The 24,899-nt window shown below is 40.6% G+C and carries 25 protein-coding genes and 1 riboswitch; of the genes, 18 read left to right on the plus strand and 7 right to left on the minus strand.

All coding sequences use genetic code 11. The annotated features are described in order from the left end of the window. Nucleotides 1–22: 22 nt before the first annotated feature. A complete protein-coding gene (locus tag QUF73_26050) occupies nt 23–796 on the plus strand; it encodes an SDR family oxidoreductase (GenBank protein MDM5229582.1) in 774 nt (257 codons plus the stop codon). 42 nt (nt 797–838) lie between these two features. Here the strand turns inward: QUF73_26050 and QUF73_26055 are convergent, their stop codons facing one another. Further along, nucleotides 839–2,203: an MATE family efflux transporter gene (locus tag QUF73_26055; GenBank protein MDM5229583.1), complete on the minus strand. Its 1,365-nt coding sequence runs from the start codon at nt 2,201–2,203 to the stop codon at nt 839–841. A gap of 236 nt (nt 2,204–2,439) precedes the next feature. Between QUF73_26055 and QUF73_26060 the strand changes: the two genes are divergently transcribed. Then, nucleotides 2,440–2,598, plus strand: coding sequence for a hypothetical protein (locus tag QUF73_26060; GenBank protein MDM5229584.1), 159 nt, complete (start codon nt 2,440–2,442; stop codon nt 2,596–2,598). A gap of 48 nt (nt 2,599–2,646) precedes the next feature. On the opposite strand, the gene QUF73_26065 is transcribed toward QUF73_26060, so the two are convergent. The 4 genes from QUF73_26065 to QUF73_26080 form a co-directional block, all read right to left on the minus strand. Next, nucleotides 2,647–3,207 carry a GNAT family N-acetyltransferase gene (locus QUF73_26065; protein MDM5229585.1) on the minus strand — a complete coding sequence of 187 codons (561 nt, stop codon included), beginning with the start codon at nt 3,205–3,207 and terminating at the stop codon, nt 2,647–2,649. Nucleotides 3,208–3,519: 312 nt separating this feature from the next. Then, entirely contained in the window at nt 3,520–4,644 is a 1,125-nt protein-coding gene (locus QUF73_26070; GenBank protein ID MDM5229586.1) for an amidohydrolase, read from the minus strand. Between the two features lie 142 nt (nt 4,645–4,786). Beyond that, nucleotides 4,787–5,371 (minus strand): DedA family protein, encoded by a 585-nt coding sequence (locus QUF73_26075; protein ID MDM5229587.1) that lies wholly within the window; start codon nt 5,369–5,371, stop codon nt 4,787–4,789. A gap of 23 nt (nt 5,372–5,394) precedes the next feature. After that, nucleotides 5,395–6,174, minus strand: coding sequence for an undecaprenyl-diphosphate phosphatase (locus QUF73_26080; protein MDM5229588.1), 780 nt, complete (start codon nt 6,172–6,174; stop codon nt 5,395–5,397). Between the two features lie 231 nt (nt 6,175–6,405). On the opposite strand from QUF73_26080, the gene QUF73_26085 reads away from it, so the two are divergent. The 9 genes from QUF73_26085 to QUF73_26125 all read left to right on the plus strand — a co-directional run bounded on the left by QUF73_26085 (nt 6,406) and on the right by QUF73_26125 (nt 14,058). After that, the gene (locus tag QUF73_26085; protein ID MDM5229589.1) at nt 6,406–6,744 is read left to right on the plus strand and encodes a DUF4870 domain-containing protein; all 339 of its coding nucleotides are present in this window, start codon (nt 6,406–6,408) and stop codon (nt 6,742–6,744) included. A gap of 93 nt (nt 6,745–6,837) precedes the next feature. Then, nucleotides 6,838–7,839: a WYL domain-containing protein gene (locus tag QUF73_26090; GenBank protein MDM5229590.1), complete on the plus strand. Its 1,002-nt coding sequence runs from the start codon at nt 6,838–6,840 to the stop codon at nt 7,837–7,839. Nucleotides 7,840–7,979: 140 nt separating this feature from the next. After that, nucleotides 7,980–8,177, plus strand: a complete 198-nt coding sequence (locus tag QUF73_26095; GenBank protein ID MDM5229591.1) for a PLD nuclease N-terminal domain-containing protein — start codon at nt 7,980–7,982, stop codon at nt 8,175–8,177. A gap of 2 nt (nt 8,178–8,179) precedes the next feature. Beyond that, the gene (locus QUF73_26100; protein ID MDM5229592.1) at nt 8,180–9,085 is read left to right on the plus strand and encodes an ABC transporter ATP-binding protein; all 906 of its coding nucleotides are present in this window, start codon (nt 8,180–8,182) and stop codon (nt 9,083–9,085) included. Then, nucleotides 9,082–9,858 carry an ABC transporter permease gene (locus tag QUF73_26105; protein MDM5229593.1) on the plus strand — a complete coding sequence of 259 codons (777 nt, stop codon included), beginning with the start codon at nt 9,082–9,084 and terminating at the stop codon, nt 9,856–9,858. Before QUF73_26100 ends, QUF73_26105 begins: the two co-directional genes overlap by 4 nt. Nucleotides 9,859–9,952: 94 nt before the next feature. Further along, nucleotides 9,953–10,798, plus strand: coding sequence for a patatin family protein (locus tag QUF73_26110; protein MDM5229594.1), 846 nt, complete (start codon nt 9,953–9,955; stop codon nt 10,796–10,798). Nucleotides 10,799–11,068: 270 nt separating this feature from the next. Further along, entirely contained in the window at nt 11,069–12,409 is a 1,341-nt protein-coding gene (locus tag QUF73_26115) for a S8 family serine peptidase (protein ID MDM5229595.1), read from the plus strand. Between the two features lie 204 nt (nt 12,410–12,613). After that, nucleotides 12,614–13,393 (plus strand): hypothetical protein, encoded by a 780-nt coding sequence (locus tag QUF73_26120; GenBank protein ID MDM5229596.1) that lies wholly within the window; start codon nt 12,614–12,616, stop codon nt 13,391–13,393. 89 nt (nt 13,394–13,482) lie between these two features. Beyond that, nucleotides 13,483–14,058, plus strand: coding sequence for a TlpA disulfide reductase family protein (locus QUF73_26125; GenBank protein MDM5229597.1), 576 nt, complete (start codon nt 13,483–13,485; stop codon nt 14,056–14,058). Between the two features lie 19 nt (nt 14,059–14,077). On the opposite strand, the gene QUF73_26130 is transcribed toward QUF73_26125, so the two are convergent. Beyond that, on the minus strand, nt 14,078–14,899 hold the full coding sequence (locus tag QUF73_26130; protein ID MDM5229598.1) for an EcsC family protein: 822 nt from the start codon (nt 14,897–14,899) through the stop codon (nt 14,078–14,080). A 127-nt stretch (nt 14,900–15,026) separates the two neighbouring features. Beyond that, nucleotides 15,027–15,189: riboswitch (FMN riboswitch) on the plus strand. Nucleotides 15,190–15,332: 143 nt separating this feature from the next. Here QUF73_26130 and ribD point away from each other — a divergent pair. The 6 genes from ribD to dapF all read left to right on the plus strand — a co-directional run bounded on the left by ribD (nt 15,333) and on the right by dapF (nt 21,909). Continuing rightward, nucleotides 15,333–16,430: a bifunctional diaminohydroxyphosphoribosylaminopyrimidine deaminase/5-amino-6-(5-phosphoribosylamino)uracil reductase RibD gene (ribD, locus tag QUF73_26135; GenBank protein MDM5229599.1), complete on the plus strand. Its 1,098-nt coding sequence runs from the start codon at nt 15,333–15,335 to the stop codon at nt 16,428–16,430. Next, complete coding sequence (gene ribE / locus QUF73_26140; GenBank protein ID MDM5229600.1) at nt 16,430–17,083, plus strand: riboflavin synthase; 654 nt, start codon at nt 16,430–16,432, stop codon at nt 17,081–17,083. Before ribD ends, ribE (QUF73_26140) begins: the two co-directional genes overlap by 1 nt. A gap of 25 nt (nt 17,084–17,108) precedes the next feature. Next, nucleotides 17,109–18,302, plus strand: a complete 1,194-nt coding sequence (locus QUF73_26145) for a bifunctional 3,4-dihydroxy-2-butanone-4-phosphate synthase/GTP cyclohydrolase II (protein ID MDM5229601.1) — start codon at nt 17,109–17,111, stop codon at nt 18,300–18,302. A gap of 14 nt (nt 18,303–18,316) precedes the next feature. Beyond that, nucleotides 18,317–18,793 (plus strand): 6,7-dimethyl-8-ribityllumazine synthase, encoded by a 477-nt coding sequence (ribE, locus tag QUF73_26150; protein ID MDM5229602.1) that lies wholly within the window; start codon nt 18,317–18,319, stop codon nt 18,791–18,793. Nucleotides 18,794–19,074: 281 nt separating this feature from the next. Continuing rightward, nucleotides 19,075–20,373: an NCS2 family permease gene (locus QUF73_26155; protein ID MDM5229603.1), complete on the plus strand. Its 1,299-nt coding sequence runs from the start codon at nt 19,075–19,077 to the stop codon at nt 20,371–20,373. A 549-nt stretch (nt 20,374–20,922) separates the two neighbouring features. After that, nucleotides 20,923–21,909 (plus strand): diaminopimelate epimerase, encoded by a 987-nt coding sequence (gene dapF / locus QUF73_26160; GenBank protein MDM5229604.1) that lies wholly within the window; start codon nt 20,923–20,925, stop codon nt 21,907–21,909. Nucleotides 21,910–21,924: 15 nt separating this feature from the next. On the opposite strand, the gene QUF73_26165 is transcribed toward dapF, so the two are convergent. Beyond that, nucleotides 21,925–23,763, minus strand: coding sequence for a DNA ligase D (locus tag QUF73_26165; GenBank protein MDM5229605.1), 1,839 nt, complete (start codon nt 23,761–23,763; stop codon nt 21,925–21,927). 145 nt (nt 23,764–23,908) lie between these two features. Between QUF73_26165 and QUF73_26170 the strand changes: the two genes are divergently transcribed. Beyond that, nucleotides 23,909–24,763, plus strand: a complete 855-nt coding sequence (locus QUF73_26170; protein MDM5229606.1) for a Ku protein — start codon at nt 23,909–23,911, stop codon at nt 24,761–24,763. Nucleotides 24,764–24,899: the final 136 nt, after the last annotated feature.

The raw sequence follows: 24,899 nt of genomic DNA on the forward strand, positions 1-24,899 counted from the left end.
TTAAATACTGAGGGGTAATTTTGTGAGAAATAAAGCAGCTTTAATCACGGGAGGAGCAACAGGGATCGGAAAAAGAACGGCGCATGTGCTTGCCGCTAAAGGCATCGATCTGGTGATCAATTACCGTAACAGTCAAAAGGAAGCTGTCTCATTATGCGGGGAACTGACCAAAATGCATGGAACTAAAAATATTGCACTGCAGGGAGATATTTCTATACCGGCGGATTGTGTAAAGATGTCAGAAGCTGCTTTGAATGAATTCCCAGTCATCGATATAGTCATTCATAATGCCGGCCCTTATGTACATGAAAGAAAAGAGATGCTGGATTATACCTTCGAACAATGGAATTATCTGATTAATGGTAATTTAAATGCGGTATTTTATTTATCCAAGCTGTTTATCCCGAAAATGCGGGAAAATGAATGGGGAAGGATTATTACGATTGGCTTTGATCGTGTTGAATCAGCTTCCGGCTGGATATACCGTTCCGCTTTTGCCGCTGCAAAAACGGGTGCAGCATCTTTGACGAAATCCATCGCAATTGAAGAGGCCGGGAATGGAATTACTGCAAATATGGTTTGTCCGGGGGATATAACCGGTGAATGGAAGGAAAAAAATATCGAAGAAGCTGCTGAGGTTCAGGAAAATGCATCACCAGTGGGAAGACCGGGAACAGGTGAGGATATTGCCCGTGTAATCAGCTTTCTGACCGATGAGAAATCCGATTTTATTACAGGCAGCATTATCCCGGTTACAGGGGGCAAAGACGTCCTGGGGAAAATTTATCAGGTGTAAATTTATAAAAAAGGCAGAAGAACTGGATTCTTCTGCCTTTTTTTATACTTCCATGGATGCTGGGTACTTTTTGTTTTGCAGATAAATCAGCCGGCTTGTTAAGGTAATGGCGCCAGCTGCAAGTCCTGTAATTAAGCCGATCCAATAGCCATATGCCCCCCAGTTCGTGTTAATGGCTAGATAATAGCCAAAGGGCAGCCCGATGACCCAATAAGAAATAAGTGACATAATGAAGGTGACATTCACATCCTTATATCCCCGCAGCGCTCCCTGGACAGGAGCCTGAATGGCATCTGAAAGCTGAAAGAACATGGCATAAATTAAAAAATTGACCGTTAATTTTAAAACATCACCGTCTTTTGTATAAATAGATGCAACTTCTTTTGAGAAAGCCAAAAGGATAGCTGCACAAATTAATGCCATAATTACGGCAATGCCCACCCCGATCCAGCTGTACTCTTTAGCGTCCCTATATCTTGCAGCCCCCGCTTCAAATCCTACAACTATTGTTAATGCCATTGAGATGCTGAGCGGTATCATATAAAGAAGCGATGCAAAATTGAGGGCAATCTGATGAGCTGCGATAACGGCAGTTTCGAATGTGCTCATTAATAAAGTAACTGCTGAGAAAATGCTTGTTTCGAAAAAAATCGATAAGCCAATCGGGATGCCAATCATAAGAATTTCTCTCCATTTGCCGATTGAAAAAGCATGTAAATTCCTAAAAATACCATAATTTGAGAATGGAGAGTTTTTATGAATAATAAAAAAGGAAATGAGCATGATCAGCCAGTAAGTAATAGAAGAAGCATAACCTGCACCTGCTCCTCCGAGTTCCGGAAATCCCCATTTTCCAAATATAAGCATATAGTTAAACACAGCATTGATTGGCAGTGAAAGAAGAGTAATGATCATACTCACCCTAGTCTTTCCAAGAGCGTCAATAAACGATCTTAATACATTATAGACAAACAGGGGAATCAATCCTGTGCTTAAGGCTGCAAGGTAGTTGAAAGCTGTGTCCTGGACCCTGTTTTCGAGATTCATTCCACTTAAGATTGGATTTAAGGAGAGTGCTCCTCCGGCAAATACAAGGACGGCCATAATGATGGATAGATAAACACCTTGAATGACAGAAAAAGCAACATCCTCACTCTGTTTCTTTGCTCCCACCAAATGGGACACGATCGGTGTAACAGCAAGGAGTATGCCGCTGAGACCGGTGAACACAGGAACCCAAAGTGAGGATCCAATCGCTACACCTGCCAGGTCCTGTGAATTATAGCGGCCGGTCATTAAAGTATCAATAAATGTCATGGAGTACATCGCCAGCTGTGTTACTAATATTGGAATTAAAATCACCAGCAGCTGATGCAGCTTTTGTTTTTTGCTGTATGTCTGATTCATAAATCTTTCCTCTTTCTTTAAAGTGACTAGAGAATTATATCATACTCTAAAGAAAGGCCGGAGCAACTCAGGCCTTTTTTACCTGGAAAAACAGTTAAAGAGATCTGAACAAATCAAGAAAACAAAATGTTTCAATTATGTGAACTTTTGAATAACGAGAATAAAAATCCTTCCATCGGCGAATATAAATATTAAAAGCAGCCATTTCCAAAACTCGACTTGAAGGAGGCAGAAAGATGAGCTTCAATATTAATAGGATTAATCCAAATCAGACTCAAGTTTCATTTGTGGACGGGCGTTTTGAAACACTTACAAATGAAGAGCTGGATGAATTGCTGTCCCAGTACGGAATTAGAGAAAAAACAGATGAACCGGAATCCAATATTATCAATTGAAAGAATAATAAAAAGCACTTGCCTCTATGCAAGTGCTTTGCGTTTTTATTAAGCCTCCAGTAATTGGGACGATTCTTGGACTGCTGCTCCATGACGCATTACATGAAGAGTATATAGATCTTTCGGGATCTCATATAAATTGTAAATATTTCCATTTGCATTCAGCTGATCATAAACAGACTTTCTCGTTTCATTTGCAAGGATGACATAAGGAAGCTTTTCTGCAGCTTTTTGCGAGCGGATATTTTCCTTGCGGATCCGCATAAAGATTGTTTCAATGCCAGTTTCAAAAAAGAGCTCTTCAAAGAAAGCATCTTTCGCTAATTTGTTATAGCCCTTGCCATGATAGGGCTTGCCAAGCCATGTGCCTAAGAAGCCGGCATTTTCCTGGATGTCATACAAATTGATCGTCCCAATCGGAGCGCCCCATTCATCAAGAATTGTGCGTGAAATCAATTCACCGCGTTCTTCTGCTTCGATTGTCTGCTTTGTAATAAACATAAACTCATCATAACAATTGGCTTTTTGGCGAACAAAAGGGAAGACATCAGGGTGCGTCATCAAATCAAATAAAGCATGGCAGTCGTGAAGATCACGTTTCTTGAGCATAGGATATCCCTCCAATTGAGGGCAGTCCTACTCCATGCCAAATAGAGCCTTCGGTCCACCCTCGAAATTTTTTATTATGCTGCTAAAAAATTTCGGGGTGGGAATCGAACCCACTAGAACCAGATAACTGGTGGCGCACCATTTGCCTTCCCTATTACTATCGTTTCCGATATTAGATTGTAATCATTAAGAAGCAAAATTTTCACTTCACTTTAGGTATAATACTAAAAAAAAATCAAAAAGGAAATAGGTTTTTTGATTATTTTTTTTGCGATTTTATGTCAAATTACACCAGCGATATTCGACACGGTTTCACGATTCCCTATACACAAAATTTCCGCCTATCATAGTCCATTTCGGCTTGGAAAGAAAGTGAAATGGGTGATGATTCCACAATACTAAATCGGCATCTTTTCCTTCCTCGATGCTCCCAAGCTGATTATCGATCCTGAGGTTTTTTGCAGGCAGAATGGTGATTCCTTCTAAGGCCTTTTGTTCGGAAAGGCCCTCCCGGACTGCAATAGCTGCACACATATTTAAATACTGCACAGGTGTGTAGGGATGATCTGTAGTGATGGAAACTTCAACACCATGCTCTGTCAGCTGCTGATACGTTTTCCAGGTTTTGTTTTTCAGCTCCACTTTGGATCTTCTTGTTAAAGTGGGCCCGACTGATACCTTTAAGTTCAGCCCTTCCAATTCTTCCGCAATTAAATGGCCTTCTGTACAATGTTCGATCCGAAGATCCAGATTGAATTCTTCTGCAAAGCGGATGGCAGAAATAATATCATCTGCCCTATGCGCGTGAATCCTGACGGGAATTTCTCTTTTAAGTGCTTTTACAAGCGGTGCAAACCTTAAAGAGTCAGGGGTATCGCACTGTATAGCTTCATAAAAGGCTTCCCTCAGCATTCCCATGATCCCCATTCTTGTAATAGAATCCTTGTTGCCATGACTGTGAATCCGTTTTGGATTTTCTCCAAGGGCAATCTTAAGTCCGGCTGTTTCCTGGATAATCATTTTGCTGATATTTTTTCCTGCAGTCTTAATAACAGAAGTAGTTCCCCCAATTACGTTGGCGCTGCCTGGCATGATATGGGCAGTTGTTATGCCATATTTCACAGCATCGGTAAAAGCGGGATCAAGAGGATATACTCCATCCATCGCTCGAATGTGCGGGCTCAGCGGTTCAATTGTTTCGTTGGCATCATTGCCTGCCCATCCGGTGCCTTCATCATAAAGACCCAAGTGAGTATGAACATCAATGAAGCCTGGAAGCAGGTGGTGGCTATGGCAGTCAATAATTTTTACATTTGAATCAGACTTTAAGTTCTTGCCGGTCTTTAAAATCTTTCCGTTTTCTACTATTACATCTCCATGGAAAGTAGGGGAAGTAACAGGGTAAATGATTGCATTTTTTAATAAAATTTTCATCACATGATCTCGTCCTTTGATCCTGTAGTATTTGCTTTATTTTACAAAAATGATAAGAAAGGGTGAACATTTTCTGTTTGAACAAATAAAAAAAGTGTAAAATGATCATTCTACACTTTTGAGTAATAAGCTAATTTAGGTTATATTAACTTTTCCGCGTTTTGTAAAAAAAATAATACACTCCCGAACCCAACGCGATGACTATTATCGGCAATATAAATGGTTTTGCATATTCTTTGATGTCTCTCCAGTGGTCACCAAGTTCCATTCCCAATAATAAAAAGAGGACCGTCCATGGCACCATGGCAGCTATGGTGTAAACAGTAAAGACCGATAATGGCATTTTGGCTATTCCTGCAGGGATGGATATGGCGTGCCGTATTACAGGTATAAATCTTGCAGTGAAGATTACTCCTGTTCCATACTTTTCGAACCATTTCTCCGATGCATCCAAATGTTTTCTTTGAATCAGCAAATATTTTCCATATTTATCAAGTACAGGCCTTCCGCCATACGCGCCAAGCCAGTAAAGAAACAGCTGGGCAAATGTTCCGCCTGCAATCCCTGCAAGGAGGGCTCCTATAAAATGGATGTCACCGGTGCTGACTAAGAAGCCGCCATAGCTCAGGACAATTTCGCTTGGTATCACCTCAACCATTAAACCAAGTGCAATGCCGGCATAACCCAGCTGGGAAAGTATTTCAAAAATGCGGGCAATGATCTCTTCCATACTGATACCTCCCCATTAGAAATTTAAAAAATCCCGGTCATTTGCAGGAATATAATGGTGAACCCTAATAACCAAACGTATACAGCAAATATCTTCAAGGATTTTCGTTTTAGGAAATTTATCATCCAAACGACTGCTGCATAGCCAAAGAGTGCTGATGACAAAGTTGCCATTAACATACTGCCAAGGGTTATGGCTTCTGTGTGACCGGACATCAATTCTCCAAATTGCATGACAATGCCGCCTGCGATGGCCGGAATGGATAGCAGAAAGGAAAAATAAGCAGCTGTTTCCCTGTCGAGTTTTCGGAACAGGCCTGCTGCAATAGTTAAACCGGACCTGGAGACTGCCGGAAAGATGGCAGCTGCCTGAAAAGTGCCGATAAACAGAGCATCTCCGTATGTGATGCGGTCCATCTTTTTTGCACCTTTCTTAACACCATCAGCAATCCAGAGTATGAACCCGGTAAATAGAAATTCCCAGCCGATTGTAACACCGGATTTTGAAATTGAATCAAACATGTCACTCAGCAGGAGCCCAACGATTACGGCTGGAATCGTCCCGACTATCAGAAGCATCGACAGCTTGCCGAATGGCTTCTTTACAATTTGAAGCAATTCATTTTTGTAAACGACAAGGACTGCCAGTAAAGTTCCTATATGCAGCATTGTATCAAGGAAGAGGCCTGCTTCATCAAGCCCAAATAGATGTCTCCCCAGATATAAATGTCCTGTACTGGATATAGGCAGGAACTCGGTAAGTCCCTGGATGATCCCCAGAATGAATGCCTCCAGCTTTGACATCATCTATATATCACCTTCCTAAGCAGGTATGAGAATTAGGCAAAGTCATGGCGCAATGCCTGTCTTTAACATTTGTATTCAAGTTGTCCCAATCAAGAACTTGAAATTAAGGTTTTACGGATTTTGGGGAAGGGCGCAAAAATTAAAAAATACATGAAACCTTTAAAAATGAATAACGTAAATAATATAGAAGAAAGCATAATATATTGAGGATTATTAGGAGGAAACAGAATGAATGATTATAAAATGCCTTCCAATGATGAAAGGCTTTTAGCAGCAGCCATCTATGTAACCAGCTTTTTTACAGCTTTTATCGGACCGCTTATCATTTGGCTTTTAAAAAAGAATGACTCTGAGTTTGTAGATTATCATGGCAAGGAATATTTAAACTTTTTAATTTCCTATACAATTTACAGTGCGATCAGCGTAGTGCTAATGATCATCTTAATTGGGATGATTACTATTTGGATCGTGGGAATCCTTGCTTTTATTTTCACGATAGTAGCTGCAGTCAAAGCTTATGAGGGCAAGGAGTACAGAATACCTTTAGTTTTCAGGATTTTAAAGTAATTAAACAGAGTCCAGGGCCGTTGCCACTGGGCTTTTTTTAATGGATAATTAATTCTGCAGAGCTTTTAGTTATAAAGTACACGGGGTGATGTAATGAATAGACTTGATAACAAACAAAGGATGCTCAAGCTTAGGGATATTCTAAGAGAGCAGACAGATGAAGAAAATGAATATACACTGGACGATATAACTGAATGCTTTAAAAAGGAATATGGACCGGATGTGAAATTAAACAAAAACTCACTAAGGGACGATATTGAACACCTGATTGAAGCAAAATTCGATATTACCATCAACCAGGAAAAAGAGGGGATGCCGAAGTTCTACAGCCATCAATACCGTCTATTCGAGCTTTATGAATTGCGTATGCTGATTGATGCTGTTGCTTCTGCACGCTTCATCACGAAAGAGGAGACGAAACAGCTGATCCGGAAAATTAAAAAGCTGACAAGCATTCATCATGCCAAAAAGCTGCATAATGAAATTTTGATCGATTCCTCTGTAAAAAGTGAAAGTAAACTGGTTCGGCTGGCTATCAATGATTTGCATGAAGCCATTTCTGAGCGGAGAATCGTCTCATTTCAATATGGGAGATATAATCTCAACAAGGAATTTGTTTTAAGCCACAATGGAGGGCAATACAGGGTCAAGCCGCTGGCGCTCACCTGGGTAAATGATTTTTATTATTTAATAGCCTATTACTTTGCTAAAGAAGAAATCCGCCATTATCGAATTGACCGTCTGCGCAATGTAAATATAACGGAGGAACAGTTCGCATATAAACCCTTTGATGTATCCAGGTATGTGAGCTCAACCTTTCATATGTATGCCGGCTCTGAAGAGTGGATAAAAATCCGGTTCCATAACGATCTGATCAACGTAATAATTGATAAATTCGGGCGGGATGCAGACATTAGAAAGCTTGATGAAAACCATTTCGTTTTAACAGCAAAAGCTATTGTGAGTGATGGTCTTGTCAAATGGCTCCTTAACTGGGGTAACCAGGCGAAGGTACTCTCGCCGTCCTCGCTCATTGATCAAGTAACAAACGAAATCCGCAATATGATGTCTGTTTATGAAAAAGTAACGGATTAACCCCTTCTTTATTCTATTAAACTTTGAAGCGCTCCATTATTGGGGTGTTTTTTTTGTTTAAAAACAATTGAATTCATACTGAACGTTTTATGAACTTGCACGTCATATGAATGACATAACAAATAAGGGAGGACATCATAATGGAGTTTTTAGAAAGCATTAACTGGGCAATCCTTGCACCAATTATCATTATTCAGCTTATTTTAATGACCGCTGCAATTATTGACCTGGTAAAAATAGAAAAACCAAATGGGCCAAAATGGGTATGGGCTCTTGTCATTTTATTTATAAACCTGCTTGGGCCAATTATTTATTTTGTTTTCGGAAGGAGAAGCTGAAAATGCCGGTTGTAAGCATAAGGAACCTTAAAAAGCAGTTCCAGGACCAGGAAGTAATAAAAGGTTTGGACTTCCAATTGTCTGAAGGAAAATGTATTGCCCTTCTGGGAGCAAACGGGGCAGGAAAAACAACCACACTCAAAATGCTGGCCGGCCTGATGAAGCCAGATTCCGGCTCGATCGTGTTTGAAGGGGGAGAATTAACGGATTTCCGAAAACTAATAGGCTATCTTCCTCAATTTCCCGTTTTTTATGAATGGATGACAGGTAAGGAATTTCTTGAATATGCCGGCCAGCTTACTGGACTATCGAAAGCAGCGGCCAAAGACAGAGCAGAGGAGCTTCTTGAACTTACAGGCATAGCTGATGCAAAGAATCGCCGTATAGGAAAATATTCAGGAGGCATGAAGCAGCGGCTTGGCATCGCTCAGGCTATAATCCATCGTCCGAAGCTCGTCATGCTAGATGAACCAGTTTCTGCCCTTGATCCCTTTGGACGCAGAGAAGTGCTGGAAATGATGGATAAGCTGAAAAAAGAAACTGCCATCCTGTTTTCAACACATATCTTAAATGATGCCGAAGAAATATGTGATGAAATACTATTTCTCCATAATGGTGAACTGGTTGAGTCTGGAACAATGGCAGACCTGAGAGCTAAACATCAGCAGGCAAAGATTGACTTAGCTTTTAAGCAGAATACTCCGCAATTTGCCGAAGAATTATCTCTGCTTCAGCCTGTTTCTTCAATGAAATTGGATGGAGAGTGTGCGAGTTTTTTGGTTGAGGATATAGAATATGCCAGAAAACTATTTTTAACTGAGATTATGAAACGGAACTTGCCGCTGGTTAAGTTTGAAATCAGCAAAACAAGCCTGGAGGATGTCTTCATGAAGGTGGTGCGAAAATGAACCAATGGTTAACTTTATTTAAAAAAGAAATACTTGAAATGTCCAGAAATTACAAATGGATCTGGGTGCCTCTTACTTTTATTCTGATAGCTGTAAAAGAGCCGCTGACATTATATTATATGCCTCAGATTATTGATTCTTTAGGCGGTCTTCCGGAAGGGGCAGTCATCGAGCTTCCAGTTCCTTCTGCAGGTGAAGCACTCGCTGCAAGTCTTAGCCAGTTCAATACGTTTGGTGTGCTTATTATAGTATTAATTACAATGGGGACTATTGCTGGGGAAAGGAAAAGCGGTGTGGCGGGGCTTATACTGGTGAAGCCTGTTTCATACGCCCGGTTTGTAACTTCAAAGTGGGCTGGTTCTATGATTCTCATATGGTTCTCATATTTTTTAGGTTACTTCCTCTCCTGGTACTATGTAGGCATATTGTTTGAATTTATTCCTTTTTCGAATTTTCTCCAATCTTTCTTTGTCTATGGTATCTGGCTTACCCTTATAGTAACTGTAGTAATACTGTTCAATACTTTTATAAAATCTCCTGGTGCGATCGGATTTATCAGTATTGGCATCATAGTCATATTAAGCCTTTTAAGCAGTTCGCTTTCTCATCTGCTGGAGTGGAGTCCGGCCCTTCTGTCTGCTTATACAAATGCTTTTATTATGGGCCGGAATTTCCCGGATGAAGTATTGCCGAGTATCATTGTATCTGTGTTTACAATTATTCTTTCCATGCTTGCATCAATTGCTATTTTTAAAAGAAGGGAACTTGCCTGAATCATGGCATGTTCTTTCTTTTTGGGCATATTTGTATATAGGGAGGTAAATATTTTGGTAGTATAGCTTTAAAAGAATGAGAGGAAGATGAAGGGTGATCAGTGAAGCAGGTCTGGTGCTTGAAGGCGGAGGAATGCGGGGAGTATACACAGCGGGGGTTCTCGAATATTTTCTTGAACAGGACCTCTGCTTTCCTTATGTAATTGGAGTTTCTGCAGGGGCTTGCAATGCAGCTTCATACTTGTCCAAGCAAAAGGGCAGGAATAGAATCGTGAATGTGGATTATGTTACAGATCCCCGATATATCTCATGGCGGAATTACTTTAAATCCCGTCAGTTTTTCGGGATGGATTTTATTTTTGATGAAATACCGAATAAACTTGTCCCATATCACTATGATGAGTTTTATAAAAATGAGTCTGAATTTGTCATTGGAACAACAGATTGCCATACAGGTAAACCGGTGTATTTCAGTAAAAAAGATTACGGCAAAGATATGCTTAAGGTTTTAAAAGCATCCAGTTCCTTGCCTTTTATTGCTCCGGAGGTAGATTTTAATAGTCTGGTCCTCCTTGATGGAGGAATCAGCGACCCTATACCGATTAAAAAAGCCCAGCAAGATGGATTCAAAAAAAATATAGTAATCTTGACAAGAAACAGGGGATATTCCAAGAAGCCATCTAAATTTACTTTTATGGTCAAAAGGAAATATCCGCAATACACTGGGCTTCATAAAGCATTGGCGGAACGCTGCCGGACCTATAATGAGACCCTCCGATATATTGAACAGGAAGAGAAGAATGGAACAGTTCTTGTCATCCAGCCGCAGGAGACATTAACAGTGGGGCGGATGGAACGGAATCCTCAAAAACTGGAAAAGTTATATCTGCAAGGATATGAAGATGCAAGAAAATCCTTTAAGAGGATCAATCAATTTTAGCCAAGCCGTATCTAATAAGATGCGGTTTTTTATTAAGGAAATAGTCTTGTCTTTTCGACAGTGCTGTCGAGGAACAAACAAAGTTTTTCATTAAGGATCAAGCTAATAGACCCAGAAAAACTTAAAAAAATGGTATTTATGTAAGAAAAATGGGTTTTAAGTATTGTTTTCTGCAAAATGACGAAGAAGTATGTCGAAATACAAAGATTGTCGATATCTTTATTTTGAATATAATGAAAATTAGAAAATATAAGGGGGTCTCAATAAAAAATGAATATCAAGAAGGGCATCGTAACGGGTACATTAAGTTTGGCATTAAGTGCCTCAGCGGTTTTTGCGGGTTCTGTCAGCATTGGACAAGCCCAAACGGCTGAAAAGAGTTATTTAGTCGTTTTCAAAGATGAAGCAAAGCTTCCTGCAGGCTATACAGAATTAGTGAGAAAATCTGGAGGACAAGTAGAGAATAAGCTTGACAAATTAGGAGCTGTTGAGGTTTCATCAGAAAATCCTAATTTTCTTAATGAAATCCGGAAGTCTTCCCTGGTATTGTCTGCTGGCGCTGAAAATGTTATTTATCCCGAAGCTCCTGCAGCAGATGCAGATCTTCCATTAGATAATGCTGATTTATATAACAGTCTGCAATGGGATATCAAACAAGTAACGAATGATGGTGCGTCATGGAATCTTCCAGGAGGGACTGGAAAGACAGCTGACGGTAAAGATATCGTTGTTGGTGTAATTGACACAGGTATTGACTATAATCATCCTGATTTAAAAGAGAATTACGCATATGGCAAATCCTTTGTTCCTGGCTACCCAGATCCAATGGATGAAAACAGCCATGGAACCCATGTTGCAGGATCCATTGCAGCGAAAGGAAGAACAATGGGTGTCGGACCTGACTTGAAGGTAGCAGCATACCGTGTATTCGGTCCTGAAGGCGGCGCAGCGACTTCCCATATCGCCGAAGCTTTAATAACAGCTGCGGATGACAATGTGGATGTTGTCAACATGTCTCTTGGCGGCTATGACTGGTTCCAGAATCCCGAATATACAACGAAGGAAACCGTAGCGGACGTGCAAATGTTTAACAGAGCCATCAAATATGCGATTCAAAAAGGTGTTACTGTAGTTGGTTCAGCAGGCAATAACGCTGTTGATTTAAAGAGCCCGGGACAGCTGTCAGGTTCTGATAACGGTGCAACACACAGAAGCCCCAGCAGTCAATTGATGATTCGTGTATCTGCGGGAGGCGCTTTAAAGAATCTTGCTTTCTATTCCAATTACGGTGTCGGCAAAATTGATGTCATGGCACCTGGCGGAGACTTGGGACCAAACTATGATCCAAATACTGGAGCTGGCAGAGACAATACTTATTTAGCATTAGCAACAATCCCAGGCGGCGGGTATGGGTATAAAGGCGGGACTTCTATGGCTGCTCCGAAAGTTGCGGCACTGGCTGGTGTTATCATCGCGAAACATGGGAAAGACCAAATCTCTCCTGCACAAGTAAAGCAGATCATTCAATCTTCATCAGAAGATATCTTTAAGCCTGGATACGACGAACAATCTGGCCATGGGCTAATTAATGCAGTTAATGCTTTAAAATAATTCCATCAAACGAGCTGGCGGAAAGTGTCCGTCAGCTTTTTTATTTGAAGGAAAATCAGCGAATAAAGATGTTAACAAAAAACTCAAACAGACTACCTGCAGATGCTGTAATATGTACCTTTATAAAATCCTGCCAAAAATTCATTTTTTTTGGAACTATTTAATAGAATATAGAGAAATACATATAGCGGGGGAGACATACTGATGAATATCCAGCAATATTACCGGAAAACAGCTGACATCTCAATAAATGCAAGCCTTGCCGCACTTGTACCTCCATTTTTCTTTCTATTGGTTTTAATAAATGAATCTCCACGGACTAATTTAATCCTTTTTCTAATCCCTTTCATCATTTATAGTTTTCTGTGCCATCAAATTCACTTGCTGAATAAGCAAAGGGCGGACGAGATTGTGGAGAGAAATTCCAAGAAAAGCAGACAAGCCTTGCTATGCCAGTCAAATTTGATGATCGCTTTTATGCCTGCTCCTTCCCTTAGAATGGTGCTTTTTGATCCGGAAGGAAGGCAGGTTGGTGAAATCAGGGATATGAAAATGTGGAAGTTTCGATGGTTCTTGCCTTATTATTTGGACCGGCTTTTTCCAAGAAGGCTGGAAATCTATGATCATTACGATAATCTGGAGGCATCAATCCTAATCGCTAAAAAGGGCATAGATATTTCGTTTGCGAAAGACTCCTGCAAAGAAACAATAATTAATAAAAAAGATGGATCCAAACTGGTATATGAGAATGGCTGTGATCGATATTCGATTGCTAAAACCTTTTTCCATACGGATTTTCAAGTTCTTGATGAGAAATCAAAAAGGATTGCACGTCTTCGCAAAGGATGGATGCCGCTTGAATGGGGGCAGCAGTTTAGGGACCCCAATACACCTGTACTTTCCTTTGATGAGAGTCTGACAGCAAAAGAAAAGCTTAGAATTTATGCCATTTTTGCGACACTTTTTCTTTACCGCAATCACTAAAACAGAGTGCACATTTATAGATTCTATATTCCCCATATAGTATGATAAGTTCAGCTAAAATATAGGGATAACAGTATAGAGGTGTTGGAATGAAAAAGTTTCTACTCGCAGCAGCAGTTATTGTCCTTTTGCTGTTTATTGTCGACAAAACAATTCTTAAGGAAAAAGGGGTAGTAGAGCAAGCCGGACAAATGCAGAAATACGATAAAATGGATGATCCTGAAGATTTGCCTGTTGGTCTGGAGAAAGGAAATCTTGCTCCGGATTTTGAACTGACAGATATGGAAGGAAGCCCAGTAAAACTCTCCGACTACAGGGGCAAGGCAGTGCTTTTGAATTTCTGGGCAAGCTGGTGTCCTCCTTGCCGTGCGGAAATGCCGCATATGGAGAAGCTGTATAACAAGTATAAAGATGAAAATTTCGATATTCTTGCCGTTAATCTCACAAACACAGAAAAAAATAGCGGTGACGCAGAGAAATTCGTAAAAGAGCTGGGGCTGACTTTTACAATTCCTATGGATGTAAAAGGAGAGGCGGGCTCTGACTATAATATAATGGCTTATCCCACAAGCTATTTTATTGATTCTGATGGTGTTATTAGAGAGAAAGTTTTGGGAGCTTTAAATGAAGAGTATATGGAGAAGGAGATTAAAAAGCTTCCTTAAATAAAACCGGAGAGCCATTTTAGCTCTCCGGTTTTATTTCTGTAATCATATTCTGGTGCAGACGATTAATGATTACTCTTTTTCGGTATAGCATACTGCCTGCTTCGGCAATATCATTTACGGCTGAGCGATTTATGAAAGCCCCAAACAGCAGTCCGGCTATCGGGATCAATTGGAAAAGTTTTTTCCAGCCAATTTGATCTCTGTAAGAAAACACAACTTCTCTCCATCCCTGAAGCTCTGAAACGACTTCCCTTTTTTGTCCGTCTTCTTTAGAACCAAACATGGAAAGCTGCTGCAGAATGGCTTTTTTTCCTACAATGTCACTGGAAACAAATTGCAGAATTTTTACGATGAACATTCTTTCATTCTTATCAGCTGGATCAAAGCCATAGCAAATCGCGATATCCTGCAGGGTTTTTAGCTGAATGCCAAGGAGAAGCGGGATATCAATCGTCAGGGTGAAAATCCCTCCCACCCCAGTACTCGCACCTTGCAATGCAGCGGTTCTTTTGCGGTTTGAGCTTAGCTTTTCGGCGGCTTCATTCATCTTTGATATGGGCAGGGCTTCTACATCCTGTAAGGTATGAATATTTTGTTCAGGATAATAATTCTTTAAGGCCGAAGCTGAACTTAAATATCTTCCTCCTGATTGAATATATGTGCCAAGCTCATCAAGAATCACTCCAACTTTTTTTTGTATGAACTCCGGTGTGAATCTATCAATAAGCTTAAAAGGGAGTCTTCCCAGCTTCTCCCAAAACCATAAATCACCTTGGTCTTTTTCCCATTCTTCACATTTTTTTAATTCATTTATTAGATGTTCTCTTGGTTCAATCATATTTAAAGTCCTCTCCTTCTTATATAATTAACTATACGGCTGTTTAAAGCAAAAGTTTCAATTCTTTCACAAGCAATTCTCTTTGTATATTCCGACTATTCATGGTAAGATTCTTATAATAGAATAGGATTTCCTTCGGGGCAGGGTGAAATTCCCAACCGGCGGTGATGAGGGTACGCCCTCTTAGTCCGTGACCCGGTTTTATTAGTAGAGATGCTTTTCTAATAAAAGCGGTGGATTTGGTGAAACTCCAAAGCCGACAGTGAAAGTCTGGATGGGAGAAGGAATGATTATAGTACTGCGTTCAAAAAAACCTTTTTTAAACGCTTATTTTGTCATGTGATTTTGCCCCGTTTCGCCTAGCTGGTGTACGGGGTTTTGCCGTTTCAAACTTAATCTGGAGAAATTGTAAGGGAAGGAGGAATCAGATAATTTGAACCATCAGGAATATATGAAGTTAGCCATCAGCCTGGCAGCGGCCACTAAAGGCCAAACCAGTCCTAACCCGCAGGTGGGTGCGGTTGTTGTTAAAAATGGTGAAATTCTGGGGATGGGTGCTCACCTGAAAGCAGGAACTCACCATGCTGAAGTCCATGCGATTGCTGCAGCTGGCGATAAGGCTAAGGGCGCTGATATTTATGTCACGCTTGAGCCATGCAGCCATTTTGGCAGGACTCCGCCATGCGCAGACTTAATCATTAATTCAGGAATTAATAGGGTTTTTATTGCTTCTGCCGATCCAAATCCTCTTGTTTCCGGCAAAGGAATTGAAAGGATGCAGGATGCCGGGATTGAAGTAGTGACCGGCTTATTGAAGGAGGAAGCAGATGCCCTAAACGAACCATTTTTCCATTTAATAAAAACAAAGACACCATATGTAACCATTAAAGCAGCCTCATCATTTGATGGGAAAACAGCTGCAAAAACCGGTGACAGCAAATGGATTACCTCTCCAGAATCCAGGCAGGATGTACATCGGCTACGGCATGAACATGACGCAATACTTACAGGCGTAAATACGATCATTCACGATAATCCCCTTTTAACCGCCAGACTGCCCCAAGGCGGAAAAAATCCCATTCGAGTTGTATTAGATACAAATCTGAGAATTCCGGCAGACGCAAATGTCATCCGAGATCAATCTGTAAAGACCATAATTTTTACCGGTTGCGAAATAGATCGGTCAAAGGCAGAAGAGATAAAGAAGTATGATGCTGAAGTTTTTTCTTTTCCTGCTAATGAGGTGCCGATTAAAGAAGTATTGAAAAATTTAGGTGAAAGAAATATTATGTCTTTATTTGTTGAAGGCGGATCAGAGGTTCATGCTTCATTTATAAAAAGCGGTTTCTTTCAGCAGATAATCCTTTATGTGGCTCCTAAAATTATTGGTGGCAATAAGGCGATTCCATTTATTGGCGGGGATGGTGCCGACTATGTAAAAGACGCCCCTTTACTGGAATTCACAGAAATTCAAAGGATTGGCGGAGACCTTAGAATTACCGCAAAACCGCTGAGGGAGGCCAGGGAATAATGTTTACTGGAATTATTGAGGAACTGGGAACAGTAAAAAAAGTAGTTCAGCAAGGCAAGGCCATGAAACTGACGATTCAGGCCTCCAAAGTTTTATCAGATGTTCAACTGGGGGACAGCATTTCGGTTAATGGCGTATGCCTTACAGTTACGGAATTTGCGAAAAATGAATTTTCAGCAGATGTCATGCCTGAAACATTCAAAAGTACTTCGCTTTCTGCCATTAAAGAACGAACAAAAGTTAATCTGGAGAGGGCGATGTCGGCAAATGGCCGCTTTGGAGGGCATTTTGTGACAGGGCATGTTGATGGAACAGGTCAGATCATAAAAAAATCAGCAAGTGAAAATGCCATTTATATACAAATTTCTGTGCCGCCTGCATTAAGCCATTTGCTTATCATGAAAGGATCAATTGCCGTGGATGGGATTTCCCTGACTGTTTTCGGTAATGAAGACAATACTGTTACTGTCTCAATCATTCCCCACACAGCAAGTGAAACGGTACTCGGCTTCAAAGCAGCGGGAGACATTGTTAACCTCGAGTTCGATATGCTTGCCAAATATCTATATTCCTTCATGAATAGGCAGCAGGAAGCCGCTTCGCCTAAAGAAGGAGTATCAGAGCGATTCCTTAAAGAGAATGGCTTCTTATAATTAGCAAAAGGAGGGTCAATCAAACATGTTCAGTGAAATAAATGAGGCATTAGAAGATTTAAAAGCAGGAAAAGTCATCATTGTCTGTGATGATGAAGACAGGGAAAATGAAGGTGATTTCCTGGCAATCGCGGAATATGCGAAACCCGATACAATCAACTTTATGGCCAAAGAAGGCAGAGGCCTGATCTGTACACCTATCACTGAGGAGCTGGCTGAAAAGCTGGAACTGAATCCAATGGCAGAAGTGAACACTGACAGCCATGGAACAGCTTTCACAGTCAGTATTGACCATGTGAAAACCACTACAGGCATCAGTGCATTTGAGCGTGCTTTCACGATAAAGGAAATGCTTGAGGATGACGCTAAACCTTCAGACTTTTCCAGGCCGGGACATGTTTTTCCCCTAGTGGCGAAAAAGGGTGGAGTCTTAAGGCGTGCAGGCCATACAGAGGCTGCGGTTGATCTGGCTCGCCTTGCCGGTGCTGCACCAGCCGGGATTATCTGTGAAATTATGAAAGATGATGGAACAATGGCGCGAGTGGATGACCTGGAAAAAGTGGCTGAAAAGTTTAACTTAAAAATGATTACTATTCAGCAATTGATAGAGTATCGATTGAAGCATGACTCCATTGTAAAAAGGGAAGTGGAGATACAGCTTCCAACAGAATTTGGAGATTTTAAAGCAGTAGGCTATACAAACACAGTCGATGGAAAAGACCATGTTGCTCTTGTAAAGGGAGAAATCGATGAAAATGACCCCGTATTGCTTCGTGTTCATTCGGAATGTCTGACCGGAGATGTATTCGGGTCTAACCGCTGTGACTGCGGACCGCAGCTTGAAGCAGCATTAGCGCAGATTGAAGAAGAAGGTCGGGGGATCCTTTTATACATGAGACAGGAAGGGCGCGGCATTGGCCTGATCAATAAAATGAAAGCCTATAAGCTGCAGGAAGAGGGCTACGATACCGTTGAAGCAAATCATAAGCTCGGATTTAAGGACGATTTACGCGACTATGGGGTAGGTGCACAAATCCTTAGGGATCTGGGAGTAAAAAAAATGCGCCTGCTAACCAATAATCCCCGCAAAATTGCTGGACTGGGCGGCTACGGGCTGGAGGTATCAGAACGGGTTCCTCTTCAAATGCCTGCCAAATCTGAAAATGAAAATTACTTAAAAACAAAGAAAACAAAACTTGGGCATTTATTACAATTTTAAGGGAGCGATTAGAGATGAAAAAGGTAATCGAAGGACATCTAGTAGGAACAGGATTAAAAATGGCAATTGTAGTGTCGCGTTTTAATGAATTCATTACGGGCAAGCTTTTAAGCGGAGCGGAAGATGCACTCAAGCGCCACGGAGTAAGCGAAGAAGATGTGACAGTTGTGTGGGTTCCTGGAGCATTCGAAATCCCTCTGGCAGCTAAAAAGCTATCCCAATCCGGAAAATATGATGCAGTCATTACACTTGGCACAGTTATCCGCGGAGCAACTCCGCATTTTGATTATGTCAGCGGCGAAGTGGCTAAAGGGGTCTCTGCGACAGCATTGCAAAGCGGTGTCCCTGTTATCTTCGGTGTTCTTACAACGGACACGATTGAACAGGCAATTGAGCGTGCAGGCACCAAAGCCGGAAACAAAGGATGGGAAGCGGCTGTTGGAGCAATTGAAATGGGCAATCTTTATAGACAATTATCCGACGGTGAATAATGTTCCGCATTTTTTACCGGCATGAAAAAATAAGAGGATGCTTCCAGGTGCAACTGTCTTGCCCTGTTGCTATATCTATCAAAATCGGCGGGGAAATTTCCGCCGATTTTTTTAGAAATATATGAGCAGACGTCTGACCTTTCTATTGGCAAGATGAGTTTTTTTTGATAAAATACTGCTTGTGGCTCACCCGTGCTTTTAAGGGATCCCTCTTAACTGAGGGAGATATATGCGGGGAGAGCGGGTAGGGAGAGGGCTAATTTAATAGATAGGTAGTATATATGAATAAGTGGTTTAACCAGCTTTTTCAGCTTGATTCAAATGGAACAACTGTAAAAAGGGAGGTTATGGCTGGGGCAATCGGCTTTTTTACGATTGTTTATATTATCGCAGTTAACTCTCTAATTCTCTCTGAAGCAGGAATTCCGCTGGAAGCAGCCATTTTTGCAACCATTATAACATCGGTTGTCGGCTGTTTGATAATGGGGTTTTGGGCAAATGTACCGATTCTCCTTGTGCCTGGAATGGGAATTAACGCTTTATTTTCCTATACTATGGTCCAATCCATGGGCTTATCATGGCAGGAAGCATTGGCTGTTGTCTTTATTTCTGGTCTGATCTTTGTATTCGTGGCTTTTTCGCGATTCGCAAAGACATTGAGCGAATCGATTCCGCATTCACTTAAAGAAGCAATAACAGTGGGACTCGGACTTTTCTTGATGCTGATCGGACTTGAAAAGGGCGGAATCGTTGAAAAAGGGACAAACTCCATTATTGCTCTGGGTGAGCTTGGAGACCCGCAAGTGCTTGCAAGCATCTTAACGTTCTTGCTTGCCATCATTTTATTCATGCGCAATGTGCCTGGCAACTTTTTGATTACTGTTGTAGCAGGAACATTGATAGCATGGGCTTTTGGGCTGATTAATGTGCAAAATACCGAGGAAAAGCCGTTTGCTCTTTCTGATTATATGGAAGTATTTGGAGCGATGTCATTCGATAACTTGCTTTCCGTCACTTTTTGGATTGCCATTTTTTCATTGACAATGGTTCTTGTCTTTGAAAATATCGGATTAGTTCACGGTCATGTTGGTTTTATAAATAGGCCGGAACAGTTTAAGCGTGCTTTTCAGGCAACTTCGGTTTCTGCATTATTGTCAGGTATTTTTGGGACAAGCCCAACTGTAGCAACGGTGGAAAGTACAGCGAGTATGGCTGCCGGCGGACGTACAGGATTAACAGCAGTTACAACTGGTTTGCTGTTTATGCTATCAGCATTCTTTATTCCTGTTATTAAATTGATTCCCAACAGTGCAATTGCACCTATTCTTATCATTATTGGCGGACTGATGCTTCAAAACATCCGCAACCTTGACTTAAAGGATATGAGCGAAAGCTTTCCAGCTATCTTTATCATTGCCATGATTCCGTTCACGTATAGTATTGCGGACGGCATTGCCATTGGATTTATTCTGTATCCAATTTTAAAGATCTCGATTGGCAAAGCAAGGGAAGTTTCATTTGCATTGTATGTCATAGCTGCTTTGTTTTTATTCAACTTTGTTTTTCATGTGATTAGTTAATATAGACATTGGGATGCCCTATTGGGGCATCCTTTTTATGTAATCTATTCAGAATCATTAGCGTGGTCCAGTCAGCTTATGAATCCTGGAAAATATACCAGCTAACAGCCGCAGCTAATATGTTAGCCGCAGTGGTATTTGAGATATTTTTTCTGCGGCTTAATATATCTTTTCATTTCTGCTGCCATCTTCCTTTTAACAGACACCGGAATGTCTGCCTGGGAAAGGTCCTCGGGGAAGGGGAAAATCCTATAGTCATTAAAACGCACCCGGATAATCCCTTCATAAACAATAGTTTTATTAAAAAATGCCGTTGTTTCTACAAAGGCATTTTTTTCATTAATAACGCTGCTAAACTCTTCGATCCGCTGAATGAAAAATTTAAATGTATAAAGTTCAGTATTAATATCGGTCACTTCCCTAAATGAAGGAACTTATCAGTTTTCTGATAAGTTAATAATATAATAAAGAAAACAATTATTGAATAATAAATGCTTTTATGGCACTCTTAATTATAAGTTGAGCTACAAATGGTTTGGAGGAATTACTATGAACATTGAACTGCTGAAATGTCATGGATCAGGAAATGATTTCTTTATAATAGATGAAATTTCCCATACGTATAATTTTACAGAAGAGAATCGTGCTGAGCTTGCTAAAGCAATATGTGACCGCAGCACTGAACTTGGTGCAGATGGAATTCTTTTTGTATTAAAAAGCGAAAAAGCAGATGCCAGGATGCGTGTTTTTAATCCGGATGGATCAGAAGCCTCAATGTGCGGAAATGGATTAAGATGCGTTGCCCGTTATGTATGTGAACTTCTTGGTCTAAAAGAAGCCATCATTGAAACCATGAAAGCGGATTTGCAGGTGAAAAAGCAAGAGGACATCTTTGAGGACATCCCAACTTATCTTGTTGAAATATCACCTGTTTCATTCGATTTGAAGGATCTTCCTTTAGTTCTCGATGATAAAGATACTATAATTAATGAAAAAGTCAGCGGGATTTCAGAGGAATTAGCTTTTACAGCCTTAGCAGTCCCTAATCCCCATTTTGTTTCCATTGTGGAGAAAGAGCAAATTACATCTGACCTGCAAAAAAATATCAGCGAATATTTGAACGGGCCGAATGAATTCTTTCCTGATGGAGTAAATGTCAGCTTTGTAAAGCCATTAAAAAAAGGGCATATTTATGTTAGGACATTTGAGCGGGGAGTAGGATTTACCAATGCCTGCGGTACGGCCATGTCCGCTTCAACACTTGTTACTTGCATGAATGGGCTGAATAAAATCGAAGAGCCTGTTGAAGTATACAATAATGGCGGAAAAGTGCGCTGTGTAGTTCATGAGAAGAATGGCAGGCAGTTCATTGATTTAATTGGGAATGCCAGCTATGTTTACCGCTGTGAAGCGGAAGTCAATATGGAAAATCCAGCAGAGTTCTCCCTGTCCCCGAAAGCGGAACATACTGGTGAAATTAAGCAGTATGCTAAACTTCAGGAATATGCCCAAGCAGTACTTAAAGAATGGATGTAGGATAAGGCACTGGCCTTATCCTTTTTTGTTTTGATGTTTTAAAAATTCGAGCACCGGGGAAAAGGGCTGAATTTCCTTTGTTTGAAAATAAGAACTGAATGGATCTCCATCGCTGTTTATCCTTTTTATAAGATTGGTTATCTGAAACCGCTCCATTGTTAATTTCTCGTTGACTTCCTCCCAAAACAGAGGAGCAGCAACAGTCGCTGCTTTATTTCCTCTTGCTGAATAAGGAGCAATGATTGTCTTGCCTTCTGCGTGCTGGATATAATCCACATAAAGCCTGCCTCCGCGATTTTTCTTTAATCTTTCTGTTGTAAAAGAATCGGGGGCTTTGGAAACTAGATACTGGGCAATAAATTCGGTGAACAGCCGAGTATCATCAAAGCTATACGTATTTTCCTGCAGCGGGATATAGATTTGCAGACCTTTATTGCCGGATGTTTTAACGAAGCTGATTAATTTCAGCTGGTCAAGCACCTCTTTAATCAATAGAGCAGCTTTAATGGCAAGATGAAAAGCGTCTCTCGAAGGAGGATCTAAATCAAACACTATTTCGCTTGGTCCATTGCTGTAAATGGTTTTAAAGGGGATATGATATTCGAATGCAAGCTGGTTGCCAAGCCAGAGCAGCGTTTGAATATTATTGCAGACAATATAGTTGATGCCCTCTGACATTTCGGTTTCCACAAAATCCGGTGCGTAATCCGGGCAATTTTTCTGGTAGAAAGGCTCTGCAAAGATCCCATGCGGATAGCGGATTACAGTTAAAAGCCTGTTTTTTAAAAATGGCAGCAGATATGGAGCAATCTCTCTTAAAAAGTGAATGTAATCAATCTTTTGAATAGCTGGTGTTTCCCATAATGGCTTGTCTGGGTGGGTAATTTCTATTTCGGGAGGCAGGTTTTTCTGCTTCTGTATAAATTTATCATAAGTGCAGGCATCAGGCTTCAAATCGAAACGAAACTGGTGGAAATGAGGTTCGCGCATTTGTTCCTCATAAATCTCCAGATATTTAACTTCCACACATATGGCTGGTTCTACATAAATGAATTGGCTGTTTTCATCTGTTTTATTATCTTTAATTATTTGGAATAAGGCTTGTTTTTCGTCGGGCTTCAACCCAAAAAGAAACTGTCCGATTGCTATGACAGCATCCTCCTGGTATACACCAGCATAAAAGTAGCCATTTGATTTTTCATATGCAGTGATAAAGCAGGAAACGTATTTCCAATTCTTGAATTTTAGCCATAAAGATGATCTTTTTCCTTCTTCCCATTTATTCTTCATCTGCTTTGCCACGATTCCTTCACCGTCATGCAGGACAATTTTTTCCCAAAGTTCATTAAAGCTGCGGTATGGAGGGATTAATTGTATCAATCTCGGATCCTTCTCATCAGGTTTTAAGGGCATATTACAATCTTTAAACAATGCTTCCAGTTCTGCTTTTCTGATAAAGTACTCTTTATCGTTCATTTTTTTGCCTTTTGCCATTAATATGTCAAAAATAAGAAGACGGCAGGGGGCAGTTTTTGCTTTCTCTTGAATTTTCTTTTCAGACCTCATCCTGCCCCTGACCTGGATGGACCCAAAATGAGCTTTATAGGCATTCTCAAGAAAGACTAATTCTCCATCTAGTGCAAGTGGAAGATATGGTTTAAAATTATCTTTGTTTTGTTCCAAAAAAGTCTTAATTTCTGGGAAAAGATGTAATAAGGGCTTATCGTTCCTGCTTGTCAGTCTGGGTTCCTTGTCCAAGTGCAGGATTGCTCTAAAACCATCATACTTTGCTTCAAATAGCCATGCCTTCTCTTCCGGAACATCGAAAGTTAATGTAGGAAGCATAGGTCTCATTCAATTTGGCCTCCCTTTACAATCGTTACTATAGTTTTGGCCATTGCCGCTAAAACTACTCAGTTTCCAAATGTTTTAGCGTATCTCCGATTTTGTTAATACACAAATTATGATTACTACATCTAATAAGAATGGGAGTTTGGCTATGCATACAATGTGGAAAGGAAGCATCAGTTTTGGGCTGGTGAATATACCAATTAAGCTGCACTCAGCTACAGAAGATAAGGATATAAAGCTGAGGAATCTTCATAAAGAATGTCATTCACCAATTAAATATGAGAAGACATGCCCTGTTTGTGAAGTAGAAGTCAAAAACGAAGATATTGTAAAAGCTTATGAATACACAAAAGGAAAGTTTGTCGTTTTAGAGGATGAGGATTTAGAAAAGCTTAAACAGGAAAATGAGGATAAAGCTGTCGAGATTATGGACTTTGTAAAAATACAGGAGATTGATCCGATTTATTATAATCGCACGTATTATATGTCTCCCGGGGATGGAGGAGGGAAGGCATATTCTCTTTTAAGAAAAGCGCTTGAGACATCAGAAAAGGTAGGCTTGGCCAAAATCATTATTCGTTCCAAAGAACAGCTGGCAGTTGTCCGGGTGTATGAAAATACACTCGTTATGGAGACGATCCATTACCCTGATGAAGTGCGAAAGGCTGCTGACGTTCCAAATGTCCCTGCAGAGGACAAAGTGACTGATAAAGAAATCGATACTGCCATTATGCTGATTGATCAGTTAACGACTGAATTCAAGCCGGAGAAATATAATGATGACTACCGTACAGCTCTTTTGGAGCTTATCGAAGCAAAACGGACTGGAAAAGATATAGTCACACCTGTTGAAAAAGAACCTGCGGCCAATGTAACCGACCTTATGGCTGCCCTGCAGGCATCCATTGATAAAACTAAGCCTGCTGATGCTGAAACAACGAAAAAACCGGCAGCTAAAAAGAAACGCGCCTCTGCAAAAACAAAAGCTAAAAAGCAGGCTTAGTAGAAATAAAACCGACTTTGCTGATGCAAACTCGGTTTTTAACTGATTGAAAGCTATTCATATTTTGAAGAAATGCTGAAGAAAATCGCCATGGAGTATTTTAGAATAATACTTAAAAAAGTGTTCCGTTTACCAA

Origin of the sequence: Cytobacillus sp. NJ13 (assembly GCA_030348385.1) — a bacterium.
Taxonomy (GTDB): domain Bacteria; phylum Bacillota; class Bacilli; order Bacillales; family Cytobacillaceae; genus Cytobacillus.

What these genes read in the sequence shown, in the direction of transcription:
- QUF73_26055 (MDM5229583.1), bottom strand. Translation starts at nt 2,203, where the DNA reads ATGAATCAGACATACAGCAAAAAACAAAAGCTGCATCAGCTGCTGGTG.
- QUF73_26060 (MDM5229584.1), top strand. Translation starts at nt 2,440, where the DNA reads ATGAGCTTCAATATTAATAGGATTAATCCAAATCAGACTCAAGTTTCA.
- QUF73_26065 (MDM5229585.1), bottom strand. Translation starts at nt 3,207, where the DNA reads ATGCTCAAGAAACGTGATCTTCACGACTGCCATGCTTTATTTGATTTG.
- QUF73_26075 (MDM5229587.1), bottom strand. Translation starts at nt 5,371, where the DNA reads ATGGAAGAGATCATTGCCCGCATTTTTGAAATACTTTCCCAGCTGGGT.
- QUF73_26080 (MDM5229588.1), bottom strand. Translation starts at nt 6,174, where the DNA reads ATGTCAAAGCTGGAGGCATTCATTCTGGGGATCATCCAGGGACTTACC.
- QUF73_26085 (MDM5229589.1), top strand. Translation starts at nt 6,406, where the DNA reads ATGAATGATTATAAAATGCCTTCCAATGATGAAAGGCTTTTAGCAGCA.
- QUF73_26090 (MDM5229590.1), top strand. Translation starts at nt 6,838, where the DNA reads ATGAATAGACTTGATAACAAACAAAGGATGCTCAAGCTTAGGGATATT.
- QUF73_26095 (MDM5229591.1), top strand. Translation starts at nt 7,980, where the DNA reads ATGGAGTTTTTAGAAAGCATTAACTGGGCAATCCTTGCACCAATTATC.
- QUF73_26100 (MDM5229592.1), top strand. Translation starts at nt 8,180, where the DNA reads ATGCCGGTTGTAAGCATAAGGAACCTTAAAAAGCAGTTCCAGGACCAG.
- QUF73_26105 (MDM5229593.1), top strand. Translation starts at nt 9,082, where the DNA reads ATGAACCAATGGTTAACTTTATTTAAAAAAGAAATACTTGAAATGTCC.
- QUF73_26115 (MDM5229595.1), top strand. Translation starts at nt 11,069, where the DNA reads ATGAATATCAAGAAGGGCATCGTAACGGGTACATTAAGTTTGGCATTA.
- QUF73_26120 (MDM5229596.1), top strand. Translation starts at nt 12,614, where the DNA reads ATGAATATCCAGCAATATTACCGGAAAACAGCTGACATCTCAATAAAT.
- QUF73_26125 (MDM5229597.1), top strand. Translation starts at nt 13,483, where the DNA reads ATGAAAAAGTTTCTACTCGCAGCAGCAGTTATTGTCCTTTTGCTGTTT.
- QUF73_26130 (MDM5229598.1), bottom strand. Translation starts at nt 14,899, where the DNA reads ATGATTGAACCAAGAGAACATCTAATAAATGAATTAAAAAAATGTGAA.
- ribE (MDM5229600.1), top strand. Translation starts at nt 16,430, where the DNA reads ATGTTTACTGGAATTATTGAGGAACTGGGAACAGTAAAAAAAGTAGTT.
- QUF73_26145 (MDM5229601.1), top strand. Translation starts at nt 17,109, where the DNA reads ATGTTCAGTGAAATAAATGAGGCATTAGAAGATTTAAAAGCAGGAAAA.
- ribE (MDM5229602.1), top strand. Translation starts at nt 18,317, where the DNA reads ATGAAAAAGGTAATCGAAGGACATCTAGTAGGAACAGGATTAAAAATG.
- QUF73_26155 (MDM5229603.1), top strand. Translation starts at nt 19,075, where the DNA reads ATGAATAAGTGGTTTAACCAGCTTTTTCAGCTTGATTCAAATGGAACA.
- dapF (MDM5229604.1), top strand. Translation starts at nt 20,923, where the DNA reads ATGAACATTGAACTGCTGAAATGTCATGGATCAGGAAATGATTTCTTT.
- QUF73_26165 (MDM5229605.1), bottom strand. Translation starts at nt 23,763, where the DNA reads ATGAGACCTATGCTTCCTACATTAACTTTCGATGTTCCGGAAGAGAAG.
- QUF73_26170 (MDM5229606.1), top strand. Translation starts at nt 23,909, where the DNA reads ATGCATACAATGTGGAAAGGAAGCATCAGTTTTGGGCTGGTGAATATA.